Origin of the sequence: Marivivens sp. JLT3646 (genome assembly GCF_001908835.1) — a bacterium.
Taxonomy (GTDB): domain Bacteria; phylum Pseudomonadota; class Alphaproteobacteria; order Rhodobacterales; family Rhodobacteraceae; genus Marivivens; species Marivivens geojensis.
The window spans coordinates 58,772-83,444 of sequence record NZ_CP018573.1 but is presented as its reverse complement, the minus strand read 5'-3'; the positions used below and the strand labels follow the sequence as shown (position 1 = coordinate 83,444).

Sequence of the window (24,673 nt, the reverse complement as noted above, 5' to 3'; positions counted from 1 at the left end):
AACGATGTAAAGAGGCGAGAGTTGACAGCTGTCAACTTTGTCGGCGAGCGAGGGCAATCATCATGGGCATTGGTGAAAATCCGCCTTCTTCGGCCTTTTGAGTTAATCGGCGAAGATAACCACCAGGGGATTTTATTTCCCCCATGCGCTGTAGAATACCCGCACAGACCACAGAGGTGTTTTTAGGTCCCATGATTTTCATGGCATGTTCCCACGTTTCTGCAGAGATACCCATCATGGCTTTGATGACTGACATTGCCGAAATGAAATCGTGCCAACTGCGGAGCGGTCTATTGGCAAAATAGGCCACGTCTGGACAAGCAGTTAGAACCATAGGCAATGGTACGCTGCTTTGTTCAGATTCAATGGAAGTGTTATTTGAATTAGATTGGTGGCGTTCATTTTGGCTGTCGGTGCCGCTCATTTCTGTTGTTTTACCAACAGCCATTCCCAGCAATTGATGCAGGTTTTCCACAAGAGCATGGAGTCGTGTTTTAAGCGAAGTTAGTGTCGAAATGTCCAATTTTCGGCGAAGCATTTTACCCAGTTCGATTAGGGCTTCACGAGGTTTCGTCCAGCGTTCGTCGGCGTGATCTTCCATGCCGAAGCTGATCAATTTGTCAGCGTCGCGTTTTAGGATGACGACGGTATCGCGCAGTTCTTTTTTTTGTGCGTCTTCTTCACGAATCTTGGTGGCTGTTTCGATGATTTCGTCTGCGCGCACCAAAAGAGGTCGGAGATCAAAGCCGTAGGCTCGTAGAACGCCCGTTCTGCTTTTTACGGCGTAGCGTTTACCATTCGGGCTGTCGTTGCGTAGAATGATACCGGCCTCGACCAGTGCTGCTATATGACGGCGCAATGTGCTCTCTGGCATTCCATGAGCACGGGAAGACAGCGTTTCGTTGGACGGAAACACAATCAATTGTTCAGATGCGGAAAGGTCATCACCGCGGTGAAAGGTTAACAGAGCGTTAAAGACCGTCAGATCGCGGTCAGAGAGCCCAAATGCCTTACGTGCGGTGCACAGTTCGCGGAAGAGTTCCCATTTATTGGCTGTCGGAAGGGCAGGGGCCTGTTGGCGAAGGGCGGCGCGTTCAATCAAACCAGCCGTCACGGGTCGCCGCCCAAAAGGCGTCGTTGCGTAAATGTCCATAGTTTATCACGGAGCAAAACTTTTTTGCCCGCCAGATTCGACGCCTGTTGACAGCTGTCAACTTTAGCCTGATATTCGGAAGTGCTAAAACACGAATAGGGCTCTCTGAGGTATCTGCTTTGGGGGGCCTTTTTCTTTGGGTTTTGCTGGGTCGTGCCTCCTAAGTTGTTGTTACTGCTCTATTATTCAGACGTTCGATTGTTTCCAATCGCGGTGAATTTCTTCCAGATGCTCTACCAACCAATCATCAAAGCCGTCTTTGGGGAGGGTGAGCACTGTTTTATTCGGTTTACGCGCAACCTGCGCGATCTCTGTACCGTTGGCGGTGATCCGGTTCGGTTTGGCTGCGGGCGTTTTGGGCAAGGTTAGAGACTTAAAGACGGCCTCGAACCGTTCATCTGATCCTTCGCCAACCGCGTTGACGGTGAGATCCCGACCGTTGAGCTGGTCGGCAAGTTTGCTCCACCGATCGCGGCCGATAGAGGGCGCTGCACCGATGGCTTCGATCAGGGACAGGGGGATCGAGTCGACGATCGACAGCATTCGCGAAATCACGGTTTTATCGACGTTGAGCGCGTCGCAGATCACCTTGCGTTCGTAACCAGCGTCCCGCATCTGACGGGCAAAGTTGGCGCGTTCAATGAACGACAGATCGCGACGGGCAGAGTTTTCCTGACCCTGAGCAATCACCAGTTCGCGGTCGTTTAAGACCCTAATCATGGCCGAAATGGGTTGTTTGAGCAGCTTCAGCGCCGCAACACGCCGCCGACCATAGACCACCTGATAGCGTTCTGGGTCATTCGGGTTCGGGCGCAGCAGTACTGGAACTTGTTGCCCGTAAAGTTTGATACTTTCCGCGAGGGCAGGGATATCATCTGTTTCCAGACGGTCCTGCATCCCCGCATCGTCGATCATCCGCGGGTCAACCTGAATGATTGATCGGGATTTGAGTTCGGCGATGGATTGGCTGACCGCGCCGATAGCGCCTTTGCCGTATCGGGGTTTGGACGGATCAACGCGGGTTTCAGTCGCGGGTGCGGCAGTGTTGTCCATTAAGCCGGTCAGAATACCTTTACGCGCCATTGGTCCGCCCCCATGCCTCTTGAACAAGTGTCTCTATTTCACCGCAAACGGCTGAAATACTCTCAATTGCACGGTCATAGGTCGACCGCGTGAACTGGGCCTTTTCGATCTCCCACAAGGTTTGTTTTGTCAGGCCAGCGTCCGAAATCGCGGTCGATTTCAGCATGGTGTGATTCAAAACATGTTCTCCGAACATGGAGCGCATGAACGACACCATTTGGTTTTGCGGACCATCGCCCGGTTCATAGCGGGTCACCACGTAACGCAACCAGTCGTAGGACATGTCACCGCCTGCTTCGGCGACAACGCCAAGGAGGTTTGATGTCATCAATAGGAACTGACACATCGACATAACGTCGAGCATCTGCGGGTGAACCGTCACTAATACGGCGGTAGCGGCCGATAGGGCCGACATTGTTAAGAACCCCAACTGGGGCGGGCAGTCTACGATAACCACGTCATAATCCTCTTCCACATCAGCGAGCGCGTCGCCCACTCTAGTGAAAAAAAGGTTACCATCCCGTTGGGCCAGCGCGCGGGGGGTATCGTGCTCGAACTCCATGAGGTCGAGGTTGCCCGGAATAATGTCCAGATTTCGGAAGTAAGTCTTTTGAATCACGTTACGAATTGGAACGGGGTTATCATAGCGGATCGCGTCATAGAGCGTTCCACCGTCCAGAAGGTCGAATTCTGGCTGGAACCCGTGCAACGCCGAGAATGACGCCTGAGGGTCGATGTCGATCGCCAAAACACGGTAACCGTCCAGCGCCATCTTCTGTGCGAGGTGGGCGGAGGTCGTTGTTTTGCCAGAGCCACCTTTGAAGTTGATGACCGAAATCACCTGCAGGTGATCGCCATCGCGGCGACCGGGCATATAGGTGCCGGGAGCCTTAGCGCCTTTTTCGAGGTATTCACGAAGAGCGACGATATCGTCTGGCGAATAATAGCGGCGTCCGTTGCCGCGGATCTCAGGCTCAGGTCCTTTGGAATCGAGACTAAGCTTGCGCAAATAGGCATCTTTGACGCCAAGAAGGTCGGCGACTTCACCACTGGTGAACTTGCGCAGCTCTTTGGTCGCGTTCGGCGGGAAAAGCTGGGCACGGTGTGCTTGCAACCGCTCTGACAGCATCGCGGCGTGTTGACCAACGATGGTATCAATACGTAGGTTTGTCTTGGGTTCTTGACCCATCTGACCCTCTCTTCTCGCCTCTGTGGCCACCGTTTGTTACGGTTTTTGCCGTTTTTTTCGTATTTTGCGTATATTACTGCGACAGGATTTGGATTCTGGCAAGAGTTTTCCACAGATTTTGTGCAAACTTCTTTTTAGGTTGAGTGGTTGCACTTCGCCCAAAGTTGAGACCAAAGTCGCGACGTTGCTCGATATGACTATATGTTAAGGCTTTTGCGACATGACTCGTAGTTCACATATCGACCGCGTGATGCAGTCCCTTTCGTCCGGTTCGGCGGCGGCACGGTCCCGTTTGGCAGCGTCATGGCTACGGTCGGCAAAGAACTACGGACTCGACCCTGCGATGCGCGAAATGCGCGACTCGCTCGATTCGACGTCGTTAAAGGATCGTTGCACCGCGATGGAGCGGGTGTTGCACGTGGCGGCACTGAAATTGGACAACCTTTTTGGTTTGATCGGGCATTCTGGTTGCGGCGTTCTACTGACGGACGCGGATGGCATCGTTTTGGAAAAACGCTGTTCCGATGGCGACTCTGAAGTGTTTAAGGAATGGGGCCTCTGGCCTGGTCACGATTGGAGCGAGGCGGCCGAAGGCACAAACGGCATCGGCACCTGTTTGGCAGAGCAACGTCAGATCACAATTCACCGCACAGATCATTTCATGGCGAAGAATATCGCGATGAGCTGCATGGATGCGCCGATTTTCGGACCTGACGGAGCGTTGATTGCCGCGCTTGATGTGTCGTCGGCGCGGGCGGATCAGACCGAAGGTTACAACCGTTTGATCGGTGCGATGGTGGTTCAGACCGCCCAGCAGATCGAGGCAGAGGTGTTTAGGTCGTCGTTTGCCGGAAAACGTATCCTCGTCGCCGAAGGTGACGCGACGGGTGCGGCGCTTTTGGCGGTGGATGGCGACGATATTGTCGTCGGTGCAACGCGTGCGGCACGTAAGGCCTTTGGTCTGAACGCGATGGGTCATCTTGCGCCACGTCCTGCGGTCGACCTTTTGGGGCGTGACGGGAAGGAAAGAGGCTTTGATCGCGGCGAAAAGGCTGCGGTGAAACGCGCGCTCGTCCGTGCGGACGGCAATATGTCCGCTGCCGCGCGTGCCTTGGGCATTGGGCGCGCCACGATGTATCGCCGTATGAAACGCCTCGGCCTCAGCGAAAGTGGCGCTGACCTGTCTCAGTAGTGAGACAGGTGGGGCAGGGCGGCTGAGACACCCCCCTGCACAAGGCCCAGTGATTCCATTCATCTCTTTTGCATACCGCGGCACACGCGGTTCTTAGGAGGAGAAATCACATGAACCATATGACCCAAGTCGTCGACTATTTCGTTAACCCATTTAAAGACCGCTACGACAACTTTATCGGCGGCAAATGGGTAGCCCCTGTTTCCGGCAAATACTTTGACAACATCACCCCGATCACTGGTGAGGTCGTGTGTCAGGTTGCCCGTTCTGACGCTGCAGACATTGAACTCGCATTGGACGCTGCACACGCTGCAAAAGACGCATGGGGCAAAACATCCCCTGCAGAGCGTTCGAACATCCTGCTGAAAATCGCGGATCGTCTCGAAGAAAACCTGCACCAGCTGGCATCCGCTGAAACCTGGGACAACGGTAAGCCGATCCGTGAAACCGTAAACGCTGACATTCCGCTGTCGGTTGACCACTTCCGTTACTTTGCCGGCGTTCTGCGCGCCCAAGAAGGCAACATGTCGGAAATCAACCACGACACCGTTGCGTATCACTTCCACGAGCCGCTCGGCGTTGTTGGTCAGATCATTCCGTGGAACTTCTCGGTTCTGATGGCGGCATGGAAACTGGCACCTGCGCTGGCTGCAGGTAACTGCATCGTCCTGAAACCAGCAGAGCAAACCCCTGCTGCGATCATGGTTCTGATCGACATCATCGCAGACCTTCTGCCCGCTGGCGTCTTGAACATTGTGAACGGCATGGGCGCAGAAGTTGGCGCACCGCTGGCACGTTCGCCGCGCATCGCAAAAATCGCCTTCACAGGTTCGACCGAAACTGGCCGCAAAATCATGCAGGCAGCGACCGAAAACCTGATCCCTGTGACTCTGGAACTTGGCGGTAAATCCCCGAACATCTTCTTCTCGGACGTTATGGCCGAAGACGATGCATTCCTCGACAAAGCCGTCGAAGGTTTCGTTCTGTTTGCCTTTAACCAAGGCGAAGTTTGCACCTGCCCATCGCGCGCACTGATCCAAGAAGACATCTATGATCGCTTCATCGAGAAGTGCATCGAGCGTGTAAAAGCGATCAAACAGGGCGACCCGCGCGACATGAACACAATGGTTGGTGCGCAGGCCTCCCAAGAGCAGCAGGACAAAATCATGTCCTACCTGCAAATCGGTCGTGACGAAGGTGCAGAAGTTCTGGTTGGCGGCGATGCGGCTCGTTTCAACGGCGACATCGCGAACGGTTTCTACGTTCAGCCGACCGTTCTGAAAGGCCACAACAAGATGCGCGTGTTCCAAGAAGAAATCTTTGGACCCGTTGTGTCTGTCACCACCTTCAAAGACGAAGCAGAAGCGCTGCAGATCGCAAACGATACCATGTACGGCCTTGGCGCTGGTGTATGGACCCGTGATGCGACCCGTTGCTATCGCTTTGGCCGCGCCATCGAGGCTGGCCGCGTCTGGGTGAACAACTACCACGCATACCCTGCACACGCTGCATTCGGTGGCTACAAACAGTCGGGTATTGGTCGTGAAACTCACAAGATGATGCTGGACCACTACCAGCAAACCAAAAACATCCTGATGAGCTACAACCCGAACAAGCTGGGCTTCTTCTAAGCCTTGCTTCCTCCAGCTGCGGACCCTTAGCCGGGGTCCGCAGTCCCTGTTATCTCAAGCGTTCGTTGGGAATGTTATTGAAATAGCGATTGATCACGTCCTCGGTGATCACCGACCGTTCCACCAGAATATCGAGCGCATAGAGCGTTACATCGAACAATCCCATGATCGCATCGCCGATGATGGCGAGCTTTTTGAGCTGTTCGTCGGTATATCTGTCCACGCGCCTCAGATCCCGAACAAAGAATGCGTCACCGTCCACCGCTTGCGCAAAGTCGTGGCGGCGGATGCGACCGCGATGACGACGGGCGAGGCTGACGTGTTTCATTGAAGCAAAGCGCAAGAATTCGAACCCTTGCGTGACGATTTCAGCCTCTAGCTCTCCGTATCGGGGCTCGTCGCGGTAGAGCGGGAACATGCGCACTTCGGTTTGGAGTGCGATGGCGGTAGAGAGCTTCTTTTTCCCATGTTCGAGGATTGTTTTCTCGCTGCCGTGGACATCGATTTTTAGAAAATCGACCGCGGGGATTTCTTTGAGGCTATCCATTTTCCGCGTTTTGATTTTGATAGCGTCTTTTTCGGTCATACCCTTTTCGAAGCCAAGGTAGCGGGCGCTGTCCTCATTGGCTGGAAAAATCGATGTAAAGCCGCCTTGTTGAAATAGGTGTAAAGTTTTTTCCTTTCCGTCGCCGAGCGCGTGCGGAAGGTAGGTTTCATTGTCTGATTTGCAGTCGTTCAACGCCGCGAGGGCGTCTTCTTGGGGTTCAAAACCAAACACCTTGGCATGTCCGTGATCGAGGAGCGGTTTGTAGGAAACATCCCCTTCGATCAGGGGGTTTGCGCCGATATCGAGGACACGCAGGCGTTCACTAGGTCCCAGATCCGCGATGAGCGTGTTCATGCGACGAATATCGGCAGGTTTCATGGAATTGTCCGTTTCCTCAGTCGTGAACAGGGTGACCCGTTCAGGCTGTGAGTTCAACAGTTACTTCCGGCCTAATCCTGCCTCAACCGCGCTGGCGTGTTTGCGGAAGTGACGGTCGATAAGGCGTGCGGCGTCATCGGCTTTGCGCGCTATGACGGCGTCAAAGATGTCTTGGTGTTCGGCGCGGCTGTCGATGGGCATTTTGCGCCACGGGGCCGCGATCTGGATGTAACGCATCCAGTGGGTCTGATGCAGATCGCGCATATCGGCCAGCCAACGGTTGCCATGTGCGGCGACAGTCGCATCGTGGAAATCACGGTTGGCTTGTTCCCAGTGTTTTGCGCGTTCGGCGGGGATCGACTCTTCAACACGGGCGAGGCGGTGGTGTGCGACCACCAGTCCGCTTTCCCAATCTTGGTCACCGCGTTCGATAGACAGGCGGACGCCCTGCACTTCGATCATGCAGCGCATATCAACCAATTCGCGGAAGTCGGACAGGGACACAGGCGCGGCCTTGAACCCCCGTTGACCTTCGGTCGTGACGAGGTTTTCAACGAGCAGCCGCGATAGCGCCTCGCGCACAGTGGAAGAGCCAACGCCATAGCGCGCGCGAAGCTCTTCAACTCGCATTTTGGCCGACGGCGCGATGGCCCCCGTGAGAAGGGAGTCGCGCAGGTCAGCGTAGACGCTTTCGATGGCGGTCTTGAAACCGTCTATGTCGCGTTGAAAAGCCACTGGCCCGTTTTTCCCGTTCTTTGGTCGTATGTGCGTATATCGGTTGTCCGGTCGCGTCTGTCAAAGGTCTGAAAGTGCCGTTGCGTCAAACTGCCGAAAAACAAAGGAAAAATCGCCGATTTGCAAAACGGTTTACTGATTTTCAAGTTTGTTGGTAAAAGATTTTACAAAAAAATACTGTTAGCGCTTATGTTTATGAGGCCGTTGACAGAAAAATGGTGTATGACCACAGTCAAGTAAGCTTGGGGAGAGGAGCCCCGAGCCGAGATTTACAAAATGCTCGGGAGGAATTTCATGACTGACAAGATGTATCCGCCGTCCGAAGAGGTGGTGAAGCGCGCTCATATTGATGCCGCTAAATACAAAGAGATGTATGCGGCTTCGGTGAACGATCCCGTCGCATTCTGGGGTGAGCACGGTAAGCGTCTGGACTGGATGCAGCCTTACTCTCAGGTAAAGAACACATCGTTCGAACACGGCAAGGTCGACATCAAGTGGTTCGAAGATGGCGTTATCAACGCAGCATATAACTGTGTAGATCGTCACCTCGCGACCCGTGGCGATCAGACCGCGATCATTTTCGAGCCTGACTCGCCAGATGAGCCTGCACAGCACATCACCTACAATGAGCTGTCCGAGAAGGTGAACCGTTTTGCGAACGTCCTGCTGAGCCAAGGCGTGATGCGCGGCGACCGCGTTGTGATCTATCTTCCGATGATCCCAGAAGCAGCTTACGCCATGCTCGCTTGTGCGCGTATCGGTGCTGTTCACTCGATCGTTTTTGCGGGCTTCTCGCCTGACGCGCTGGCAAACCGCATCAACGACTCTGGTGCGAAAGTGGTTATCACGGCTGACACAGCACCGCGTGGCGGTCGTCGTACAGCCCTGAAGTCCAACTGTGATGCCGCGCTGTTGCACTGCTCTGACAAGGTGCGTTGCCTCGTTGTGAAACACACGGGTGATCAGACCACTTGGATCGATGGTCGTGACGTTGACGTTAAATACCTCATGTCCCACGCATCGCCAGAGTGCCCTGCACGTCCGATGAACGCAGAAGACCCGCTGTTCATTCTCTACACCTCGGGTTCCACTGGTAAACCGAAGGGCGTCGTCCATTCGACCGGTGGTTATCTGGTCTACGCAGCGATGACCCACGAATACACCTTCGACTACCATGAAGGCGACATATACTGGTGTACCGCTGACGTGGGTTGGGTGACTGGTCACTCTTACATCGTCTACGGTCCGCTCGCTAATGGCGGCACCACCCTGATGTTCGAAGGCGTGCCGACCTATCCAGACGCTGGCCGTTTCTGGGCTGTTTGTGAAAAGCACAAAGTGACCCAGTTCTACACTGCGCCGACTGCGATCCGTTCGCTGATGGGCATGGGTAAAGAGTTCGTGGAAAAATACGACCTGTCGTCGATCCGCATCCTCGGCACCGTAGGTGAGCCGATCAACCCAGAAGCCTGGAACTGGTACAACGATGTTGTCGGTAAAGGGAATTGCCCGATCGTCGATACATGGTGGCAGACTGAAACGGGTGGTCACATGCTGACACCTCTTCCGGGTGCGACGCCGACCAAGCCGGGCTCGGCAACCACGCCGTTCTTTGGTGTGCAGCCGGTTCTGCTTGATGCGACGACTGGTAAAGAGATCGACGAAGTTGAAGCAGAAGGCGTTCTGTGTATCAAAGACTCTTGGCCGGGTCAGATGCGCACCGTTTACGGTGACCACGAACGCTTTATGCAGACCTACTTCTCTGACTTCAAAGGCTACTACTTCACTGGTGACGGCTGCCGCCGTGACGCTGACGGTTACTACTGGATCACTGGCCGCGTCGATGACGTGATCAACGTATCGGGTCACCGTATGGGCACCGCCGAAGTGGAATCCGCGCTGGTGGCACACGCTGCTGTCGCTGAAGCTGCCGTGGTAGGCTACCCACATGACATCAAAGGTCAGGGCATTTACTGCTACGTCACCTTGATGAACGGTGTTGAGCCGACCGCGGAACTTCAGAAAGAGCTCGAAGTTTGGGTTCGCACAGAGATCGGTCCGATTGCAAAGCCGGACGTGATCCAGTGGGCACCTGGTCTGCCTAAGACCCGTTCGGGTAAAATCATGCGCCGCATCCTGCGCAAGATCGCAGAAAACGACACCGGAAGCCTTGGCGATACTTCTACGCTTGCAGATCCGTCAGTTGTAGACGATCTTATTAAGAATTCGGTTCACAATAAGGGCTGAACCGTATGAACGCGGGAACTTCACCCGCGTTCTACTTAAACCCCGAAAGGGGGGAGGGAGCAGGGCGTACGCGCCCTGTTATATTACCCTTCGGTTGAGGGACCGAAGGTGGGGTAACTTGGAGGAAATTCAATGGCTAACAATGGCGACAACAACGCCTACTGGGCAGCCAACAAGCGGATCATCGGCATCAGCCTCGTGATCTGGTTTGTTGTTTCGTTCGGTTTTGGCATCCTGCTGCGTCCGGTGCTTTCTGGCATCGCAATCGGTGGCACCGATCTGGGCTTCTGGTTCGCACAACAAGGTTCGATCCTTGTCTTTCTTGTTCTTATCTTTGTCTACGCTGCAAAGATGAACAAGCTCGACAAAGAGCACGGCGTGGACGAGTAAGGAGCATTACCAATGGATCAGTTTACGCTTAACCTGCTTGTTGTAGGTGCGACTTTCGCGCTCTACATCGGCATCGCGATCTGGGCACGCGCCGGATCTACATCTGAATTCTATGCTGCAGGCCGTGGTGTTCACCCGGTTCTGAACGGTATGGCAACCGGCGCTGACTGGATGTCGGCAGCATCGTTCATCTCGATGGCTGGTATCATCGCATTCGGCGGCTACGACACCTCGGCTTACCTCATGGGTTGGACCGGTGGTTACGTTCTGCTCGCAATGCTTCTGGCACCTTACCTGCGCAAGTTCGGTAAGTTCACTGTGCCGGAATTCATCGGCGACCGTTTCTACAGCCAAACTGCACGTACCGTTGCAGTTATCTGTCTGATCATCGCGTCGGTCACCTACGTTATCGGTCAGATGACCGGCGTTGGCGTTGCGTTCTCGCGCTTCCTCGAAGTGTCGAACTCGACCGGCCTGTTTATCGGTGCGGCTATCGTATTCATGTACGCTGTTCTCGGCGGCATGAAAGGCATTACCTACACTCAGGTTGCTCAGTACGTTGTTCTGATCATCGCATACACCATTCCGGCTGTGTTCATCTCGCTCCAGCTGACTGGTAACCCGATCCCGGGTCTGGGTCTGTTCTCTGACTCTGTTGCGACTGGCCAGCCGATCCTTCAGGACCTCGAAGGTCTGCTGAGCGATCTCGGCTTCAAGTCCTACCTTGAGCAGTCTGACACCACCCTGAACATGTTCCTGTTCACCGTATCGCTCATGATCGGTACCGCAGGTCTGCCGCACGTTATCGTTCGCTTCTTCACCGTTCCGACCGTTAAGGACGCACGTTCGTCGGCTGGTTGGGCACTGGTGTTCATCGCGCTGCTGTACCTGACCGCTCCGGCTGTTGGTGCAATGGCTCGTCTGAACCTGATCAACACCTTCTACCCGAACGGCACTTCGGAAGCTGCGCTTTCGCTGGCTGAAATCGAAGCTGGTGTAGACGCACAGGGCAACGACGTGAACTGGGTGAACAACTGGGCTAAAACCGGTCTGTTGTCCTTCGACGACAAAAACGGCGACGGCGCTATCACCTACGCAAATGGCGACGCGAACGAGCTGACCGTTAACCGTGACATCATGGTTCTGGCTAACCCAGAAATCGCACAGCTTCCGGGCTGGGTGATCGCGCTGGTTGCTGCCGGTGGTCTTGCTGCTGCGCTTTCGACCGCTGCGGGCCTTCTGATGGCTATCGCATCGGCTGTTTCGCACGACCTGATCAAGTCTCAGATCAACCCGAACATCTCGGAAAAAGGCGAACTGATGGCAGCACGTATTGCAATGGCTGTTGCTATTGCAGTTGCAACCTGGCTGGGCCTTAACCCTCCGGGCTTCGCTGCACAAACCGTTGCTCTCGCATTCGGTCTGGCTGCTGCGTCGATCTTCCCTGCGATCCTGATGGGCATCTTCTCGAAGCGCATCAACAACAAGGGCGCAGTGGCTGGTATGCTCGCTGGTCTGATCACAACCATCATCTACATCTTCCTGCACAAAGGTTGGTTCTTCGTCGCATCGACTGCGTCCTTCTCGGATGCTGACCCGCTGCTTCTGTCGATCAAATCCACCTCGTTCGGTGCTGTAGGTGCTATGATCAACTTCATCGTAGCTTACATCGTGTCCAACGCGACCGACGAAGTTCCGGCTGACGTTCAAGAGCTGGTTGAAAGCATCCGCATTCCGCGCGGTGCAGGTTCGGCTGTTGACCACTAAGGTTGACGTAGGTCAGTGCAAAACCTGACGCGTGACAATATGATCGGGCGCGGGAGTATATCCCGCGCCCTTTTTTGATCACGAGGCTCCTTTGGAACACGCAGATATAATCCGGTTTCTCGCAACCACTCACCCTTATGACGGATTAGAGCGGCACGACCTCAAAACGGTCGGAGCCGGGCTGATCCGGCGTAATGTGGTGACGGGCGAAACGATCTACAGTCATGATGATCCACTCGACGGGGTCTATCTGATTGAGGACGGTACGGTTGAGATCACGGATGCCTCTGGAGCATTGGTGTCAATTTTGGGCGCACGGAACCATTTCGGTGAACGTGGGCTTTTGCGTGACGGGAAGGCCGCAACCAATGCCCGCGCAGCGAGCGACTGTGTGCTCCATCTCTTCCCTGCCGAAGCGTTCCTGAATGCAGTTAAACACTTCGCCACCTTTAACCGATATTTCACCCGCGGCGGTGCCCGTGGCATCACCCAAGGCGGGATTTTAACGCTGCATGTCGCCGACATGCTGGCTCATGAACCGATCACTTGCGCGCCCGATCTTTCGATCAAGGATGCTGCGCGACTGATGCGGGATGAACGTATCTCATCGCTCGGGATCGAGGAAAACGACCAGTTGATCGGTATCCTCACGGTGCGCGATATGAACAATAAAGTGCTGGCAGAGGGTCTAAATCCTGACCTGCCAGTGTACACCATCATGACCCGCAATCCTGTGACGCTGGACCCGTCCGCGTTGGGGTCGGACGTGATGCACATGATGATAGACCACCGCATCGGTCACTTGCCCATCGTTGAAAACGGCAAATTCCGTGGGATGATCACCCAAACTGACCTGACACGGTTCCTCGCGACGTCGCAGGCACATATGATCGCCGACTTGGGGCGGGTAACTAGTGTCGAGGAAATGGCAGAGGTGACCAAACGCCTACCTGATTTCCTGATGCAGTTGGTCGGTAGCCACCTCGCCCATGATGTTGTCACTCGCAAAGTGACGGATGTGGCCGATATCGTGACCCGTCGATTGCTCAAGATGGCTGAGGTGAAATTTGGTCCTGCGCCCGTTCCCTATTGCTGGGCGGCCTGTGGTAGCCAAGGTCGTCGGGAACAAACGGGTGTGTCGGATCAGGACAACTGTCTGATTATCCATGACAGCGCAACCGATGACGATATGCGTTATTTTGCGCAGCTTGCGACCTTTGTCTGCGATGGGTTGAACGCCTGCGGTTACGTCTATTGCCCCGGTGATATGATGGCGACGGCGGATCGTTGGCGGCAGCGTCTATCGGTCTGGCAGAGCTATTTCCGTATGTGGATCGCAAAGCCGAACGAAGAGGCGCAAATGCTTGCCTCTGTCATGTTTGATTTACGACCGATCGCGGGGGACGAAACGCTATTTACGGAACTTCAGGGTGATACTCTGGCGATGGCGGTCAAGGACTCGATCTTTGTCGCGCATATGGCCTCGAACTCGTTGAAACACGTTCCCCCGCTGTCGCTGTTCCGTGGGTTTGCGACGATCAAATCGGGTGAACACCGCAATACGCTCGACATGAAACATAACGGCGTGGTCCCGATTGTTGACCTTGGGCGGATCTATGCACTCAAGGGTCAGATCGGCGCGGTGAACACGCGGGCACGGATCGACAGCGCGATTGAGGCGGGTATCGTGTCCGAGGCAGGGGGCGCGGACCTTTTGGCTGCATACGATACCATCGCCAGCGTGCGCCTCAACCATCAAGCGGCACAGGTACGTGCAGGGCAAAAGCCCGACAACTACCTGACGCCATCATCGTTACCAGCATTCGAACGGTCGCACCTTCGCGATGCGTTCGTCATCGTAAGAACCATGCAAAGCGCTCTGTCGTCATCGGCAGCGCGTTAAGGGAGGACGCATGTTATATGAATTAGTCGCGGTCGTGATCGCGGGCGTGGGTATGGCAGGGATTGGTTTTGGTCTGCGAAAATTGACCGGCAATCGCGCGCCCCAGTGGATCGTGCCTGTGATGGCTGGCCTCGGTATGTTGGGGCTGAGCATCTACAATGAATACGCGTGGTATGATGTGACTTCGGGCGGTCTGCCTGAGGGTGCAGAAGTGATCGATACCGCCGAGGTAAAGGCGTTTTACAAACCTTGGACCTATGCATGGCCTCAAGTCGAAGGGTTCTTGGCCGTTGCTGACGTCACTGACATTGCGACGACAGGCGAACGCGAGGCGGACCTCTATCGTATGATGCGTTGGCAACCGGCGCAGATCATCTCTGTTCGGTTCAAGTGTGAAACTTCGGAAATTGCGCGGGTTTTGACGGATGGAAGTGCAGAGCCTTTTGCACCCCTTGATCCCCAAGACCCAATGATGCGGGCGGTTTGTTCCCGCTCTTAATAGTGTGTGGAGAGTACAATGGGTGAGAAGAAAGTCCTCTTGGTCGAAGATGAACGGCCAATAACCAAGGCAATCGCAACGATGTTGGGTGCGGATGGTTTGGTGGTCGACATTGCATCGACAGCGGAAACTGCGCTCACCTATATTGCCTCTCACAGGTATGACCTTCTGATCATTGATGCGAGCTTGCCCGACCAATCGGGCTTTGCCCTCTGTCAAACCATGCGCCTGCGCGACGATTTCGACGAATTGCCGATCATCCTGATGACCATTCGCGATACCGACATTGAGGCCCGCAAGGCCAAGGCGGTGGGTGCGACCGCGACCCTGACCAAACCCTTTGGGCCTGCAGAATTGCGCGCCACACTGGCGCCATTTGTGGAGTTGGAGAGCCTGTAATGAAGCTAGACCGCCTACATCTGCGTCTTAGGATTTTGCTGTTCTTCGTGCTTATGACCCTCGGGGGTCTTGGGGTTTTTGGCGTTGGGCTCTGGCTTGGCAGTCAGCGTGAACAGGACGGTTTCCTTTTTGCAGAGATCATCGGCGGTTTTGGTTTTCTGGGGCTGATGACGTGGATTTGGTATCTGTTCGATGAAAACCTCGCCAAGCCGATGCAATGGTTGGCTGGCGCATTGACCGCCCGGGCACATGCGGACATCGAAGAGGAATTAGACCCGAAAACGGCGCGATATCTGGGCGATCTTGCCCCTGCCGCACGTGAGGTCACACGGCACCTTGCGCAAACGCGCAACGCCTTGGCCGAGACGGTCGCGCAGGAAACCACGCGTTTGATCACCGAAAAACAGCAGCTTGTTGCGATGGCCGCCGACGTGCCGTTTGGTGTGGTGCTCTGTTCTGGCACGCATAAAATTGCGTTCTACAACAGTGTCGCGGCAGAGATGCTGGACGAAGACCATCATCATCCTGGCTTGGACCATTCTCTGTTCGATTTCCTTGAGCCTGAACCAATTTTGGATGCTTACAATCGTCTTTGTGCATACGGGCAGGGGCCCGATATGGTCATTCCGACCTTAGTCACCACGGTATTGGGTCATCGAACGTTGAGCGCACGCATGCGTTTGACCCACGCCGCCGACGAAAGCGATGTGACACCCAGTTATGTGATGTCGATTGATGATGTGACCCATGATTTGGCCGTGGTCGGACAATCGACGACCCTTCTCACGCGCGTTTTTGCTGATTTACGTCCGCATATGGCGTCACTTCGTACGGCAATTGAGTTCCGCAAACGGGACACCGCCCTTGCCGATGATCCTGACATGACCGACGGCCTGATCGACGGGCTTGAGATTATGTTGAACCGCATTGGCACACATTTCGCGGAGTATGACAGCAGTCGCGGATCGCTCTGGCCGATGGAGGATGTTTCTGCGCGTCAGATCGTGAATGCGGTGAAATCGCGGCTTGATGACACTGATCTAACGGTTGAGGGGCCAGATGCCACCCGCCTGCATGTCGCCGCATTGCCGATGATTGTTTTGCTGGCTCATTTGTGTGACCGGATCGTTAAACAACATGGCGGTCGGGTGCCGTCGTTGATAGTCGCGGACGAAGAAGATTGCCCGATGATCGCCTTGGGTTGGAGCGGTGAACCGCTGCCGTTTGATACCATGTCCCATTGGTTGTCAGAGCCGCTCGATTTTGGTGTGCCGGGAGTGTCTGGTCATTCTGTTCTGCGTCTACACGCGACCGATTGCTGGCCAGAGTTCGGGCGCTTTGGGCGGTCCGTGCTGAAAATTCCGTTGCCGCAACAGTCGGGTCGCATATTGCCGGCGCTGCAGCGGGGGGTCGAATATGACTTTGACCTCATGCAGAAAACACCGCCGGCGCAACTGACCAAGGCGCGGCTGTCCGATCTGACCTTTGTTGTGTTTGATACTGAAACTACGGGTCTTTTGCCGTCCCAAGGTGACGAGATTTGTCAGATTGCAGCGCTACGCGTTGTGAACGGTCGCATTGTCGAAGGTGAACAGATCAATCGGCTTGTGAACCCTGAACGTCCGATCTCTGCGCGGTCTACGGATGTGCATGGGATCACGGACGAAATGGTGGCGAACGCGCCCAATATTGATGTGGTCGGTTCGCAGTTTCACAGCTTTGCCCGTGGTTCCGTATTGGTCGCGCATAACGCACCCTTTGATCTGGAGTTCCTGCGCCGTCATGAGGCAGGCATCGGAAAGGCTTTTACGAACCCCGTATTAGACACTGTTTTGCTTTCTGCGATTGTCTTTGGTCAGGACGCTGAACACACGTTGGATGCGATATGTCAGCGGTTGGGGATCGTGATCCCGCCTGAACAACGTCACACCGCAATGGGCGACACAATCGCGACCGCCCATGCCTTTATCAAAATGACGGCAATTTGCGAGGCACGTGGAATTGAAACCTTTGGTGATGTGATCGCAGAGGGCCGCAAGCACAAACGGCTCATTCCGGATTTGAATACCGACCTAGAGGTCTAGCACTGATAGGCCCAGATGGCGTCGTTTACGTTGTCGAACCAAATCAGTTTCCCGTCCCGCAGCACCATCCCTGCGCTGCAGAGATTGCGCAGTTGGTCCATGTTGTGACTGACCATGATTGCGCCCGCGTTTTCCATCCGCGATTTGAAGGCAATCGCACTTTTTGCGCGGAATTTCGTATCGCCCACAGCGGTCACTTCGTCCACGAGGTAGAGGTCGAATGGCAGCCCCATCGACAGGGCAAAGGCCAAACGCGCGCGCATCCCTGATGAATACCCGCGCACTGGGTCATTGGCCGTAGGTCAGCGTGAGGCCCTCGTTCGTTTCGGTATAGCCGATTTGGGACAGGTTGCGGATGAGGCCCCAACTGCTGATGTCGATGCGGTCTTCTCCGATCGTGAAATCCGTGATTGTGTCGGGGCTGTTGTCGGGGACAAAGATGAACACATCTGCGCCCGCGCTACCCGTCAGGATGTCGATCCCGCCCCCGTCGAGGATCAGGTCATCGCCATCGGTGCCCAATAGCATTTGCGCTGAATTAGTGCCTGATATCGTCGCGCCGTTCGGGTCAAACGTCAGATGCGTGATGCCTGTTTCGCTCGCTGAACCAACGTAAATGTCGATCACTCCATCGGTGCTGCCCAGTTCCAGGGTCGATACATCCGCAAGCCCCGCGGTGACAGTGTCGGCCATATGAGCGACGGGTTCCAACATCCCGTTTGGCAAGAGAGCAAAAACGCTTACCCCATCATCCGATCCGCCCGCGGCGACCCAAGTTTCCCCGTCTATTTGGATCGTGGCCAATGCGGTGACGCCGGCAAAGCGTGTGTCGAGGTCGTCGATCACGTGGTCGATCACGGACATCGCACCAGTTGCGTCCAAGGTGACGACTGACAATGATCCGCTGCCTGCTGCGGCGACAATCATGTAGGTTTGTGCGTCGATCACGACGGTTTCGATTACTGTCGGCGCTGAGATCCAAAGTCCATCGGACGCATCGACTGTATCTTCGGCCCATAGATTGCCGTTGTCCGCGACCGACCACAGGGTGAGGCCGTTCATTTCTTGGGCCACGGTCACGATATACTGAGTTGCGTCAAATGTTGCCGTGGTCATCGCGGTGATCCCTGTTGCAAAGGACTGCGCCGTGTCAGGCGTATAACCCGTGCCGAGGAGTGTGCCGTTTCCAGAGAGTTGGAGCCTTGCGATGCCTGCCTCACCCCAGAAGCCACCGTAAAAACCGATACGCCCAGAGGCGAGGGTTACTGCCGCGCTGCTGGTAATGTCAGAGGGCCACGAAAATTCGCCATAGTCGATCACTGCCGAAAGGGTGCCATCTGTCACACTGATCAATTGCAGGCTGCCGTTCGCGCCACCCCCCGTCAGTAGGGCAGGGCCGTCGGAAAAGTTGACAACTGTCAACTCTGCCTCGCCTCCTGCGGTATCGCCACGGGTGTGGGCGAGGCTGTCGATTGGGGTGAGGTCGCTGGTCCAGCTTTCAATCGCGCCGCCATAGCGGGAGGTGCCAATCAGCTCGTCATCAATCATTACCAGATCGGTATAGAGCGCCGCCCCCGCGCGGCCTGCGTATTCGATGTTCATCATCATCCCCCGTGTTTCACCAATCAAAGGGTCTGACGATGGAGGGTCAGGGCTAGGGGCGAAAATGGGGCGGAATGGCGACCTTTGGTTCGGCTTTATTCCAAAGATTAATCGAGTTTTAAATTCTCTAACCGTGCAACAATCTTGCTGTCGGTGTCGTCGCTGTCAGCCGAGAGGGCCAGCCCGACCAATGCCGTCGCATTACCTCCAAAGGCTCTTTCATAGTCGGCGGCCAGATCGACTGTTTCCGTGTAGGTGCCTGTGCCCGCTGCCCTGCGTATGATCATGCGCCCTCGATCGCCGAGGTAGGGCGACGGGAGGACATCGCCGATCTGATGGTCGCCGCCAAAGACATACATCAGCACCCGCGCCTCTTCGACCGAGAGGAGCGTCCGGATCGAAGCGGATTGGTTTTGCTGGGCGATTTCTTCGGGCATGAACACGAAATAGAGCGATAGGTTGCGATCATCGCCGCCCTTTTGTGTCAGGTCGGTTGGTGGCACGCTCGTAGCGACGGACCAATCCCAACTTGCTCGACGGGTTGACCAGTCAGATGGGTCCAGCGCGGTCCACAACATCGACACTGTTCCTGCGCTTTGCACATCAACTGCGTTGGCAGTGGCCGTGTAGCCATTCGACGAAAACAGCGCAAATTTCTGCTCTGTCCAGTTCGGAAAGGGATTGGCCGCAGCGCTGGTGGCAGCGAGGGTCAGCAAGGTAGCGATTAGGTTGCGCATAGGTGTCCTCCGTCACGTTATAGGTAACGGGTGGGGGCAATCTGTAAACGCCCCTCTAGCGAACGTGATAGGCTGTCACAAAATCCGGTCGTGGTTTGCGCGGAGTAGGATCAATCCTAGCACCAGTGCGATCAGGCCAAAGCTGTAGCCATAACCGAGCGATGCGTAGGTGGCGTCATAGGTTGGATAGAAGCCCGCCCGAACAAGCCCGACGCCGTGGATCAAAGGGTTCCACCAGAGCCAACTTCGCAACGGCTCTGTCACATTATCGAGGAGGAAAAATACGCCCGACGCAAAGAAGATCGGGCGCGATGCCACGGCCCAGATCCGCCCCCAAAATTCGAACCGACCTGTCAGATAGCAGTTGAGCGTTCCAATGCCCGCGCCGATGAGGGCGACCATCCCGACCCCTTGAGCGATAGGGATCGGGTCAATGTCCGCTCTCGCCGTAGTCAAAACGATGATCCCACCGATCACGAGGATTAACACCACGATCCCCGTCAAAAGATGCAGTGCCACCCGCGCTAGGATTGCGTCGATCCAGAGGACTCTTGGATAGGCCAAGAGCATCCGCGAATAGCGCAGCGTGTTCATCACCTTGGTCGAGAGTTCACCGTAAATATGGATCGGCAAAAATCCTGTTGCATAAAACAGCATGAAATTGCTGCCCAAGGACGGTTTGTGGATCATCAGCGAAAAGCCGAACGCCATAATAGCGATGGCAGCGAGTGGTTCTAACACGGCCCAAAGATAGCCACCGGGCGACCGACCGTATGTCGATGCCATTTCGCGTAGGATCAAGGCCATGATCGAACGGAGCGTGATAAATCTGGGGCGCGATAGGGCTGCGGTCATCGGGCTGCTTTGGTTCGTTTGGGTCGACTATAGACAGCGATAGCGGCTTTGTCTTTCGGATCGGTAAAACAGTGGCGCGGGGTTGCTTGTGGAGGGTGTGATGCGGGGCTAAGAAGGATGTCCAGATCGCATTCGGAGGCCCCTTTGGACACTATAACCCGCATTGCAGCGACCATCGCGCAGGACATTAACGCCACCCCAAAACAGGTCACTTCTGCTGTTGCGTTGTTGGACGAAGGGGCAACAGTTCCCTTTATTGCGCGTTACCGCAAAGAGGTGACCGGTGGTTTGGACGATACGCAATTGCGGACCTTGGCCGAACGACTGACCTATCTGCGGGAATTGGAACAGCGCCGCGCGGCCATCGCGAAAGAGATCACATCTCAGGGTAAGATGACGGACGATTTGGCCCTGTCGATCCACAAGGCCGCGACCAAAGCCGAACTGGAAGACATTTATCTGCCCTACAAACCCAAGCGCCGTACCAAAGCGATGATCGCCCGTGAAAACGGGCTGGAGCCGCTGGTGGATTTGATCTTAGCCGATCGGGCGACCGATCCCGAGGTTCACGCGACTGGCTTTATCACTGAGGCTGTTCCCACGACAAAAGACGCGCTGAACGGTGCCCGTGACATTCTGGTCGAAGGGCTGGCGGAGAATGCAGGGCTGCTGCGGGAATTGCGCGAATTTATGAAGCGCGAGGCGGTGATCTCGGCGCGTGTCATTGAAGGCAAAGAAGCAGAAGGTGCGAAATTCGCCGACTATTTTGCCCATAGCGAAAAATGGGCGAACGTGCCGTCCCACCGCGCGTTGGCAATGCTGCGCGGTGCGAATGAGGGTTTCCTCACCATCGACATCGCCCCTGACGAAGAGGGCGCCGCGCGAGCTGTGTCGCTGATCGCCTCTGAATTGGGTGTTCGTGCAGGGACTGCGGGTGACAAATGGCTGGCAGGTGTTGCGGGTTGGACGTGGCGCGTAAAGCTGTCGATGACCATGATGCTCGATCTTTTGGGCGATATGCGGGGCACTGCACACGAGGAAGCGATCACCGTTTTTGCACGTAACCTCAAGGACTTGTTGCTAGCCGCACCCGCAGGGGCAAAGGCGACAATCGGGCTTGATCCGGGGATCCGCACAGGGGTGAAGGTCGCTGCGGTGGATGCGACGGGTAAAGTTCTGGACACCGCGACCATCTACCCGTTCCAGCCGCGACTAGATGTGCAGGGATCGCAGGCGGTGATCCTTGCTCTCATCGCTAAATACAACGTTGATCTGATCGCGATTGGTAATGGCACGGCGAGCCGCGAGACCGAACGATTGGTCGCGGACACCTTGAAACGCCTGCCATCGTCGGTGAAAGCTCCGACTAAGGTTGTTGTCTCTGAGGCGGGCGCGTCGGTCTATTCGGCCTCGGAATTGGCAGCGCGGGAATTTCCCGACCTCGACGTATCTTTGCGCGGTGCCGTGTCGATTGCTCGGCGTTTGCAAGACCCATTGGCCGAATTGGTCAAGATTGAGCCCAAGGCCATCGGCGTCGGTCAGTATCAGCACGACGTGGACCAGCACAAGTTGGCCAAATCGCTCGAAGCGGTGGTCGAGGATGCGGTGAACGCCGTAGGTGTGGATTTGAATACGGCGTCGGCTCCTCTCTTGGCGCATGTCTCCGGTTTAGGCCCTGTTTTGGCGGAAAGCATCGTGGCGCATCGCGATAGCAACGGTGCGTTCACATCTCGCAAAGACCTACTGAAAGTCGCGCGTCTGGGTCCGAAAGCCTATGAACAATGCGCGGGCTTCTTGCGGATTACGAATGGGAAAGAGCCTCTGGATGCGTCCTCTGTTCACCCCGAAGCCTATGGCGTTGCCCGCAAAATCGTTGCGGCCTGTGGGCGCAATGTCCGGTCGCTGATGGGCGATGCGCAGGCCCTTCGAGGGCTACGCGCTGAGGATTTTGTCGACGAAACATTCGGTCTGCCGACCGTTCGCGATATTTTAGCCGAATTGGAAAAGCCCGGACGCGATCCGCGCCCGACTTTTAAAACCGCGAGTTTTGCCGATGGCGTCGAGGAAATCACGGACCTGAAACCGGGTATGGTTCTTGAGGGAACAGTCACTAACGTGGCTGCATTCGGTGCATTTGTCGATATCGGTGTGCATCAGGATGGATTGGTTCACGTCAGCCAATTGGCCGATAAATTCGTCAAAGATCCGCATGAGATTGTCAAAGCAGGGGATGTGGTGCGCGTCACGGTGACCGAGGTGGACGTTCCCCGCAAACGCATCGGGTTAACTATGCGCAAAGACGGTGGGGCCAGTGCGAAAGAGACTCGCAACGAACGGGGTCAGGATCGACCGCGTGGTCATAATGGGTCGAAACCGCGGACCCAAGCCAGCCCGCCAAAACAGGCGGAAACGGGTGGTCTGGGGGCGGCTCTTCTTGAAGCGATGCGCAAAAAATGACGGATGTTCGAATTTAGGACTGCGGTTGCGCCGAACCCTTTGGGTGCGGCGCTCTGCTTTGAAAAAGCAGGTCGAAATTTCTGAAATTTCGCCGCTTAATTTAGCCAAAGGTGGATCAAGGCCGCCTCTGGTGTCTCCAATCCGCCGTTTTCTACGCCCGCCGCCCACAATGCCGATCCAGCGGCATAGGCGCCTGGCTCTAACCCGCCTGTGGTGCTTTGGCTGACGGCGCGAATGCGTTTTCCGTCCGCAATTGCGGCTCTGAGGACGTTGTAGAGTGCAGGATTGTTCATCGCCGTGCCTGCGCCAAACACCCGCAACACCGCACCATCTAATTCAGAGAGCATCGCGGCGAGTGCTGCGACCGGAAAATCGGGCGTGAGGGTGAGAACGGCTAGGCGTTTGGGGGAGAAGTGGCGGCGGGTTGGTGGTGTTAGCGGAGCCTGCAGAATATGGCGGAAAGCATCGTCCGCGTGGCTGTCGTATTTGGTGAGGCCATCAGCGGGTAACAGTTTGCCTGCAAAGGATAAATACACGCCCGCATCACTATGATTTAGTGCGGCATCGAGTGCGAGATCGAGGTTGCCTTCGGCATCTCCACCCGTATTCAGTGGCTGCATTGACCCACATAAAATGACGCGACGGTTCAGACTCGCGAGCGCTTGCGATAGCGCCGCGCCCGTAAAGGACATCGTGTCGGTGCCGTGCGTTACAATCGTCGGCATGTCAGGGTGGCTGGCGAGCACCGATAGAATTTCATTCCAGTGGACTGGGCCGACATCGGCGGAGTCCAACAGTGGGTCGAAGACATGCTGATGCAAGGTCACGCCCGCGGATAAACGCGCAGAGATCGCGCCTTCGACCACGCCGTTTTGGGGGGCGAGGCCATTGGGCGTTGGCACCATGCCGATGGTGCCGCCAGTGTGTATCAAAAGTAGGTCCATATGCATCACTAGCCTGATCCTGCGCGGCTCGGCAATCCGTCAAAAGAGGTCGTACCACTGGTTGCCATCATAACATCGGAGCGTCGTCGTCGTGCCGTCGAAGTACAGCATGCCCGCGGTGGGCGATGTTGGGGTGGGCGCGGGTGTTAAGGTTAATGCCTGTGCCAAGTTGACATTGCCGTTGGTTGCATCTACCGATAAAGCCGCCGTCCACGTGTTGCCATCTGCGCTGATTTTCACCGCGAAATCGTCAGTCCCAGACAGGCCCATCTCGGCTCGGCCTGACCAATTCGATTGGAAGAGGAGGCTGGCGGTGTCGGCTGTTGAGGCCTTGTTCACCTTCACCTGATGACCCGCACCTGCATGGTTCAATAGCACTGCGTCCGAGGAAATCGACAGACGATTGGTGCTATCTGCCGTCGCGTTGATTCCCAGTTCGGGTAGGTTTTGGAGAGCAGTTTGGTTGCGCGCATCGACCCACGTACCGCCGGAATAGAGTCTGATATCGCCTGTATCCGTGGTCGCAAGCCAACCGTTTTTCGGGCTGATATAGACCCAGCCGCCATTTTGAAAAACCGTAAGGAGTCCAGCGTTGCCGACCCATTCGCCCGTCGGAGTTTGACCAATCGCGTAGCACTCGCCTTCGGTTGGGCTGGTGGGGGGATTGGTTGCGTCGAACGCAGTGACGACGAGTTGCACAACCAGGTCTAAGCGGTCGAGCGCATCGTTATGTGTGACGTGTCTTTGCGCCTGTGCGGGCATCAAATAGGGGAGCGAAAGGGTGGCAGATGTATCGGACATTGGGACCTCAGACGATGAAATTTCCACCGACTTTACGGTTAAAATCCTTAGGTCTGGCTAAGGCTGCGGTCGCATTGGTA

Annotated in this window: 21 protein-coding genes; 10 read left to right on the top strand and 11 right to left on the bottom strand. The window is 55.7% G+C overall.

Features of this window, described 5'->3' with window-relative positions; all coding sequences use genetic code 11:
- Positions 1–31: 31 nt before the first annotated feature.
- The 3 genes from repC to repA all read right to left on the bottom strand — a co-directional run bounded on the left by repC (position 32) and on the right by repA (position 3,425).
- Positions 32–1,153, bottom strand: a complete 1,122-nt coding sequence (repC, locus tag BSK21_RS15315; RefSeq protein ID WP_067546889.1) for a plasmid replication protein RepC — start codon at positions 1,151–1,153, stop codon at positions 32–34.
- Between the two features lie 186 nt (positions 1,154–1,339).
- On the bottom strand, positions 1,340–2,206 hold the full coding sequence (repB, locus tag BSK21_RS15310; protein ID WP_367639776.1) for a plasmid partitioning protein RepB: 867 nt from the start codon (positions 2,204–2,206) through the stop codon (positions 1,340–1,342).
- 19 nt (positions 2,207–2,225) lie between these two features.
- Positions 2,226–3,425 (bottom strand): plasmid partitioning protein RepA, encoded by a 1,200-nt coding sequence (gene repA / locus BSK21_RS15305; protein ID WP_067546894.1) that lies wholly within the window; start codon positions 3,423–3,425, stop codon positions 2,226–2,228.
- A gap of 220 nt (positions 3,426–3,645) precedes the next feature.
- Between repA and BSK21_RS15300 the strand changes: the two genes are divergently transcribed.
- Both BSK21_RS15300 and adh read left to right on the top strand, forming a co-directional pair.
- Complete coding sequence (locus BSK21_RS15300) at positions 3,646–4,617, top strand: helix-turn-helix domain-containing protein (RefSeq protein WP_082959373.1); 972 nt, start codon at positions 3,646–3,648, stop codon at positions 4,615–4,617.
- A gap of 110 nt (positions 4,618–4,727) precedes the next feature.
- Positions 4,728–6,248 carry an aldehyde dehydrogenase gene (gene adh, locus BSK21_RS15295; protein ID WP_067546897.1) on the top strand — a complete coding sequence of 507 codons (1,521 nt, stop codon included), beginning with the start codon at positions 4,728–4,730 and terminating at the stop codon, positions 6,246–6,248.
- Positions 6,249–6,297: 49 nt separating this feature from the next.
- Here the strand turns inward: adh and BSK21_RS15290 are convergent, their stop codons facing one another.
- A complete protein-coding gene (locus BSK21_RS15290) occupies positions 6,298–7,230 on the bottom strand; it encodes an FkbM family methyltransferase (RefSeq protein ID WP_156894221.1) in 933 nt (310 codons plus the stop codon).
- Between the two features lie 3 nt (positions 7,231–7,233).
- Entirely contained in the window at positions 7,234–7,908 is a 675-nt protein-coding gene (locus BSK21_RS15285; RefSeq protein ID WP_067546904.1) for a GntR family transcriptional regulator, read from the bottom strand.
- Positions 7,909–8,202: 294 nt separating this feature from the next.
- Here BSK21_RS15285 and acs point away from each other — a divergent pair, with 294 nt between their 5' ends.
- The 7 genes from acs (at position 8,203) to BSK21_RS15250 (ending at position 17,197) form a co-directional block, all read left to right on the top strand.
- Positions 8,203–10,155, top strand: coding sequence for an acetate--CoA ligase (gene acs / locus BSK21_RS15280; RefSeq protein WP_074039081.1), 1,953 nt, complete (start codon positions 8,203–8,205; stop codon positions 10,153–10,155).
- A 132-nt stretch (positions 10,156–10,287) separates the two neighbouring features.
- Positions 10,288–10,545, top strand: a complete 258-nt coding sequence (locus BSK21_RS15275; protein WP_067546907.1) for a DUF4212 domain-containing protein — start codon at positions 10,288–10,290, stop codon at positions 10,543–10,545.
- Positions 10,546–10,557: 12 nt separating this feature from the next.
- Entirely contained in the window at positions 10,558–12,312 is a 1,755-nt protein-coding gene (locus BSK21_RS15270; protein ID WP_067546910.1) for a sodium:solute symporter family protein, read from the top strand.
- Between the two features lie 91 nt (positions 12,313–12,403).
- A complete protein-coding gene (locus tag BSK21_RS15265) occupies positions 12,404–14,215 on the top strand; it encodes a DUF294 nucleotidyltransferase-like domain-containing protein (RefSeq protein WP_067546913.1) in 1,812 nt (603 codons plus the stop codon).
- 10 nt (positions 14,216–14,225) lie between these two features.
- Entirely contained in the window at positions 14,226–14,714 is a 489-nt protein-coding gene (locus tag BSK21_RS15260; RefSeq protein ID WP_067546916.1) for a hypothetical protein, read from the top strand.
- Between the two features lie 18 nt (positions 14,715–14,732).
- A complete protein-coding gene (locus BSK21_RS15255; protein ID WP_067546919.1) occupies positions 14,733–15,113 on the top strand; it encodes a response regulator transcription factor in 381 nt (126 codons plus the stop codon).
- Positions 15,113–17,197 (top strand): 3'-5' exonuclease, encoded by a 2,085-nt coding sequence (locus BSK21_RS15250; protein WP_067546921.1) that lies wholly within the window; start codon positions 15,113–15,115, stop codon positions 17,195–17,197. Before BSK21_RS15255 ends, BSK21_RS15250 begins: the two co-directional genes overlap by 1 nt.
- Here BSK21_RS15250 and BSK21_RS15245 read toward each other — a convergent pair.
- From BSK21_RS15245 to BSK21_RS15230, 4 genes are all read right to left on the bottom strand, one after another.
- The gene (locus tag BSK21_RS15245; RefSeq protein WP_067546924.1) at positions 17,194–17,460 is read right to left on the bottom strand and encodes a hypothetical protein; all 267 of its coding nucleotides are present in this window, start codon (positions 17,458–17,460) and stop codon (positions 17,194–17,196) included. The two genes, BSK21_RS15250 and BSK21_RS15245, sit on opposite strands and share 4 nt — an antisense overlap.
- 25 nt (positions 17,461–17,485) lie before the next feature.
- Complete coding sequence (locus BSK21_RS15240) at positions 17,486–18,805, bottom strand: hypothetical protein (RefSeq protein ID WP_156894220.1); 1,320 nt, start codon at positions 18,803–18,805, stop codon at positions 17,486–17,488.
- Between the two features lie 101 nt (positions 18,806–18,906).
- On the bottom strand, positions 18,907–19,536 hold the full coding sequence (locus BSK21_RS15235; RefSeq protein ID WP_067546930.1) for a DUF3047 domain-containing protein: 630 nt from the start codon (positions 19,534–19,536) through the stop codon (positions 18,907–18,909).
- Positions 19,537–19,611: 75 nt separating this feature from the next.
- The gene (locus BSK21_RS15230) at positions 19,612–20,391 is read right to left on the bottom strand and encodes an ABC transporter permease (protein WP_067546933.1); all 780 of its coding nucleotides are present in this window, start codon (positions 20,389–20,391) and stop codon (positions 19,612–19,614) included.
- A 144-nt stretch (positions 20,392–20,535) separates the two neighbouring features.
- Here BSK21_RS15230 and BSK21_RS15225 point away from each other — a divergent pair, with 144 nt between their 5' ends.
- Entirely contained in the window at positions 20,536–22,848 is a 2,313-nt protein-coding gene (locus tag BSK21_RS15225) for a Tex family protein (protein ID WP_067546936.1), read from the top strand.
- 95 nt (positions 22,849–22,943) lie between these two features.
- Here BSK21_RS15225 and BSK21_RS15220 read toward each other — a convergent pair whose 3' ends face one another.
- Together BSK21_RS15220 and BSK21_RS15215 are read right to left on the bottom strand one after the other, a co-directional pair.
- Positions 22,944–23,792 carry an asparaginase domain-containing protein gene (locus tag BSK21_RS15220; RefSeq protein WP_067547094.1) on the bottom strand — a complete coding sequence of 283 codons (849 nt, stop codon included), beginning with the start codon at positions 23,790–23,792 and terminating at the stop codon, positions 22,944–22,946.
- 39 nt (positions 23,793–23,831) lie between these two features.
- A complete protein-coding gene (locus BSK21_RS15215) occupies positions 23,832–24,593 on the bottom strand; it encodes a DUF2793 domain-containing protein (RefSeq protein WP_067546939.1) in 762 nt (253 codons plus the stop codon).
- Positions 24,594–24,673: the final 80 nt, after the last annotated feature.

Bases quoted from the DNA above. Each gene is read 5' to 3' on its own strand.
- repC (WP_067546889.1), bottom strand. From the start codon at position 1,153: ATGGACATTTACGCAACGACGCCTTTTGGGCGGCGACCCGTGACGGCT.
- repB (WP_367639776.1), bottom strand. From the start codon at position 2,206: ATGGACAACACTGCCGCACCCGCGACTGAAACCCGCGTTGATCCGTCC.
- repA (WP_067546894.1), bottom strand. From the start codon at position 3,425: ATGGGTCAAGAACCCAAGACAAACCTACGTATTGATACCATCGTTGGT.
- BSK21_RS15300 (WP_082959373.1), top strand. From the start codon at position 3,646: ATGACTCGTAGTTCACATATCGACCGCGTGATGCAGTCCCTTTCGTCC.
- adh (WP_067546897.1), top strand. From the start codon at position 4,728: ATGAACCATATGACCCAAGTCGTCGACTATTTCGTTAACCCATTTAAA.
- acs (WP_074039081.1), top strand. From the start codon at position 8,203: ATGACTGACAAGATGTATCCGCCGTCCGAAGAGGTGGTGAAGCGCGCT.
- BSK21_RS15275 (WP_067546907.1), top strand. From the start codon at position 10,288: ATGGCTAACAATGGCGACAACAACGCCTACTGGGCAGCCAACAAGCGG.
- BSK21_RS15270 (WP_067546910.1), top strand. From the start codon at position 10,558: ATGGATCAGTTTACGCTTAACCTGCTTGTTGTAGGTGCGACTTTCGCG.
- BSK21_RS15260 (WP_067546916.1), top strand. From the start codon at position 14,226: ATGTTATATGAATTAGTCGCGGTCGTGATCGCGGGCGTGGGTATGGCA.
- BSK21_RS15255 (WP_067546919.1), top strand. From the start codon at position 14,733: ATGGGTGAGAAGAAAGTCCTCTTGGTCGAAGATGAACGGCCAATAACC.
- BSK21_RS15250 (WP_067546921.1), top strand. From the start codon at position 15,113: ATGAAGCTAGACCGCCTACATCTGCGTCTTAGGATTTTGCTGTTCTTC.
- BSK21_RS15245 (WP_067546924.1), bottom strand. From the start codon at position 17,460: ATGCGCGCGCGTTTGGCCTTTGCCCTGTCGATGGGGCTGCCATTCGAC.
- BSK21_RS15240 (WP_156894220.1), bottom strand. From the start codon at position 18,805: ATGATGATGAACATCGAATACGCAGGCCGCGCGGGGGCGGCGCTCTAT.
- BSK21_RS15235 (WP_067546930.1), bottom strand. From the start codon at position 19,536: ATGCGCAACCTAATCGCTACCTTGCTGACCCTCGCTGCCACCAGCGCT.
- BSK21_RS15230 (WP_067546933.1), bottom strand. From the start codon at position 20,391: ATGACCGCAGCCCTATCGCGCCCCAGATTTATCACGCTCCGTTCGATC.
- BSK21_RS15220 (WP_067547094.1), bottom strand. From the start codon at position 23,792: ATGGACCTACTTTTGATACACACTGGCGGCACCATCGGCATGGTGCCA.
- BSK21_RS15215 (WP_067546939.1), bottom strand. From the start codon at position 24,593: ATGTCCGATACATCTGCCACCCTTTCGCTCCCCTATTTGATGCCCGCA.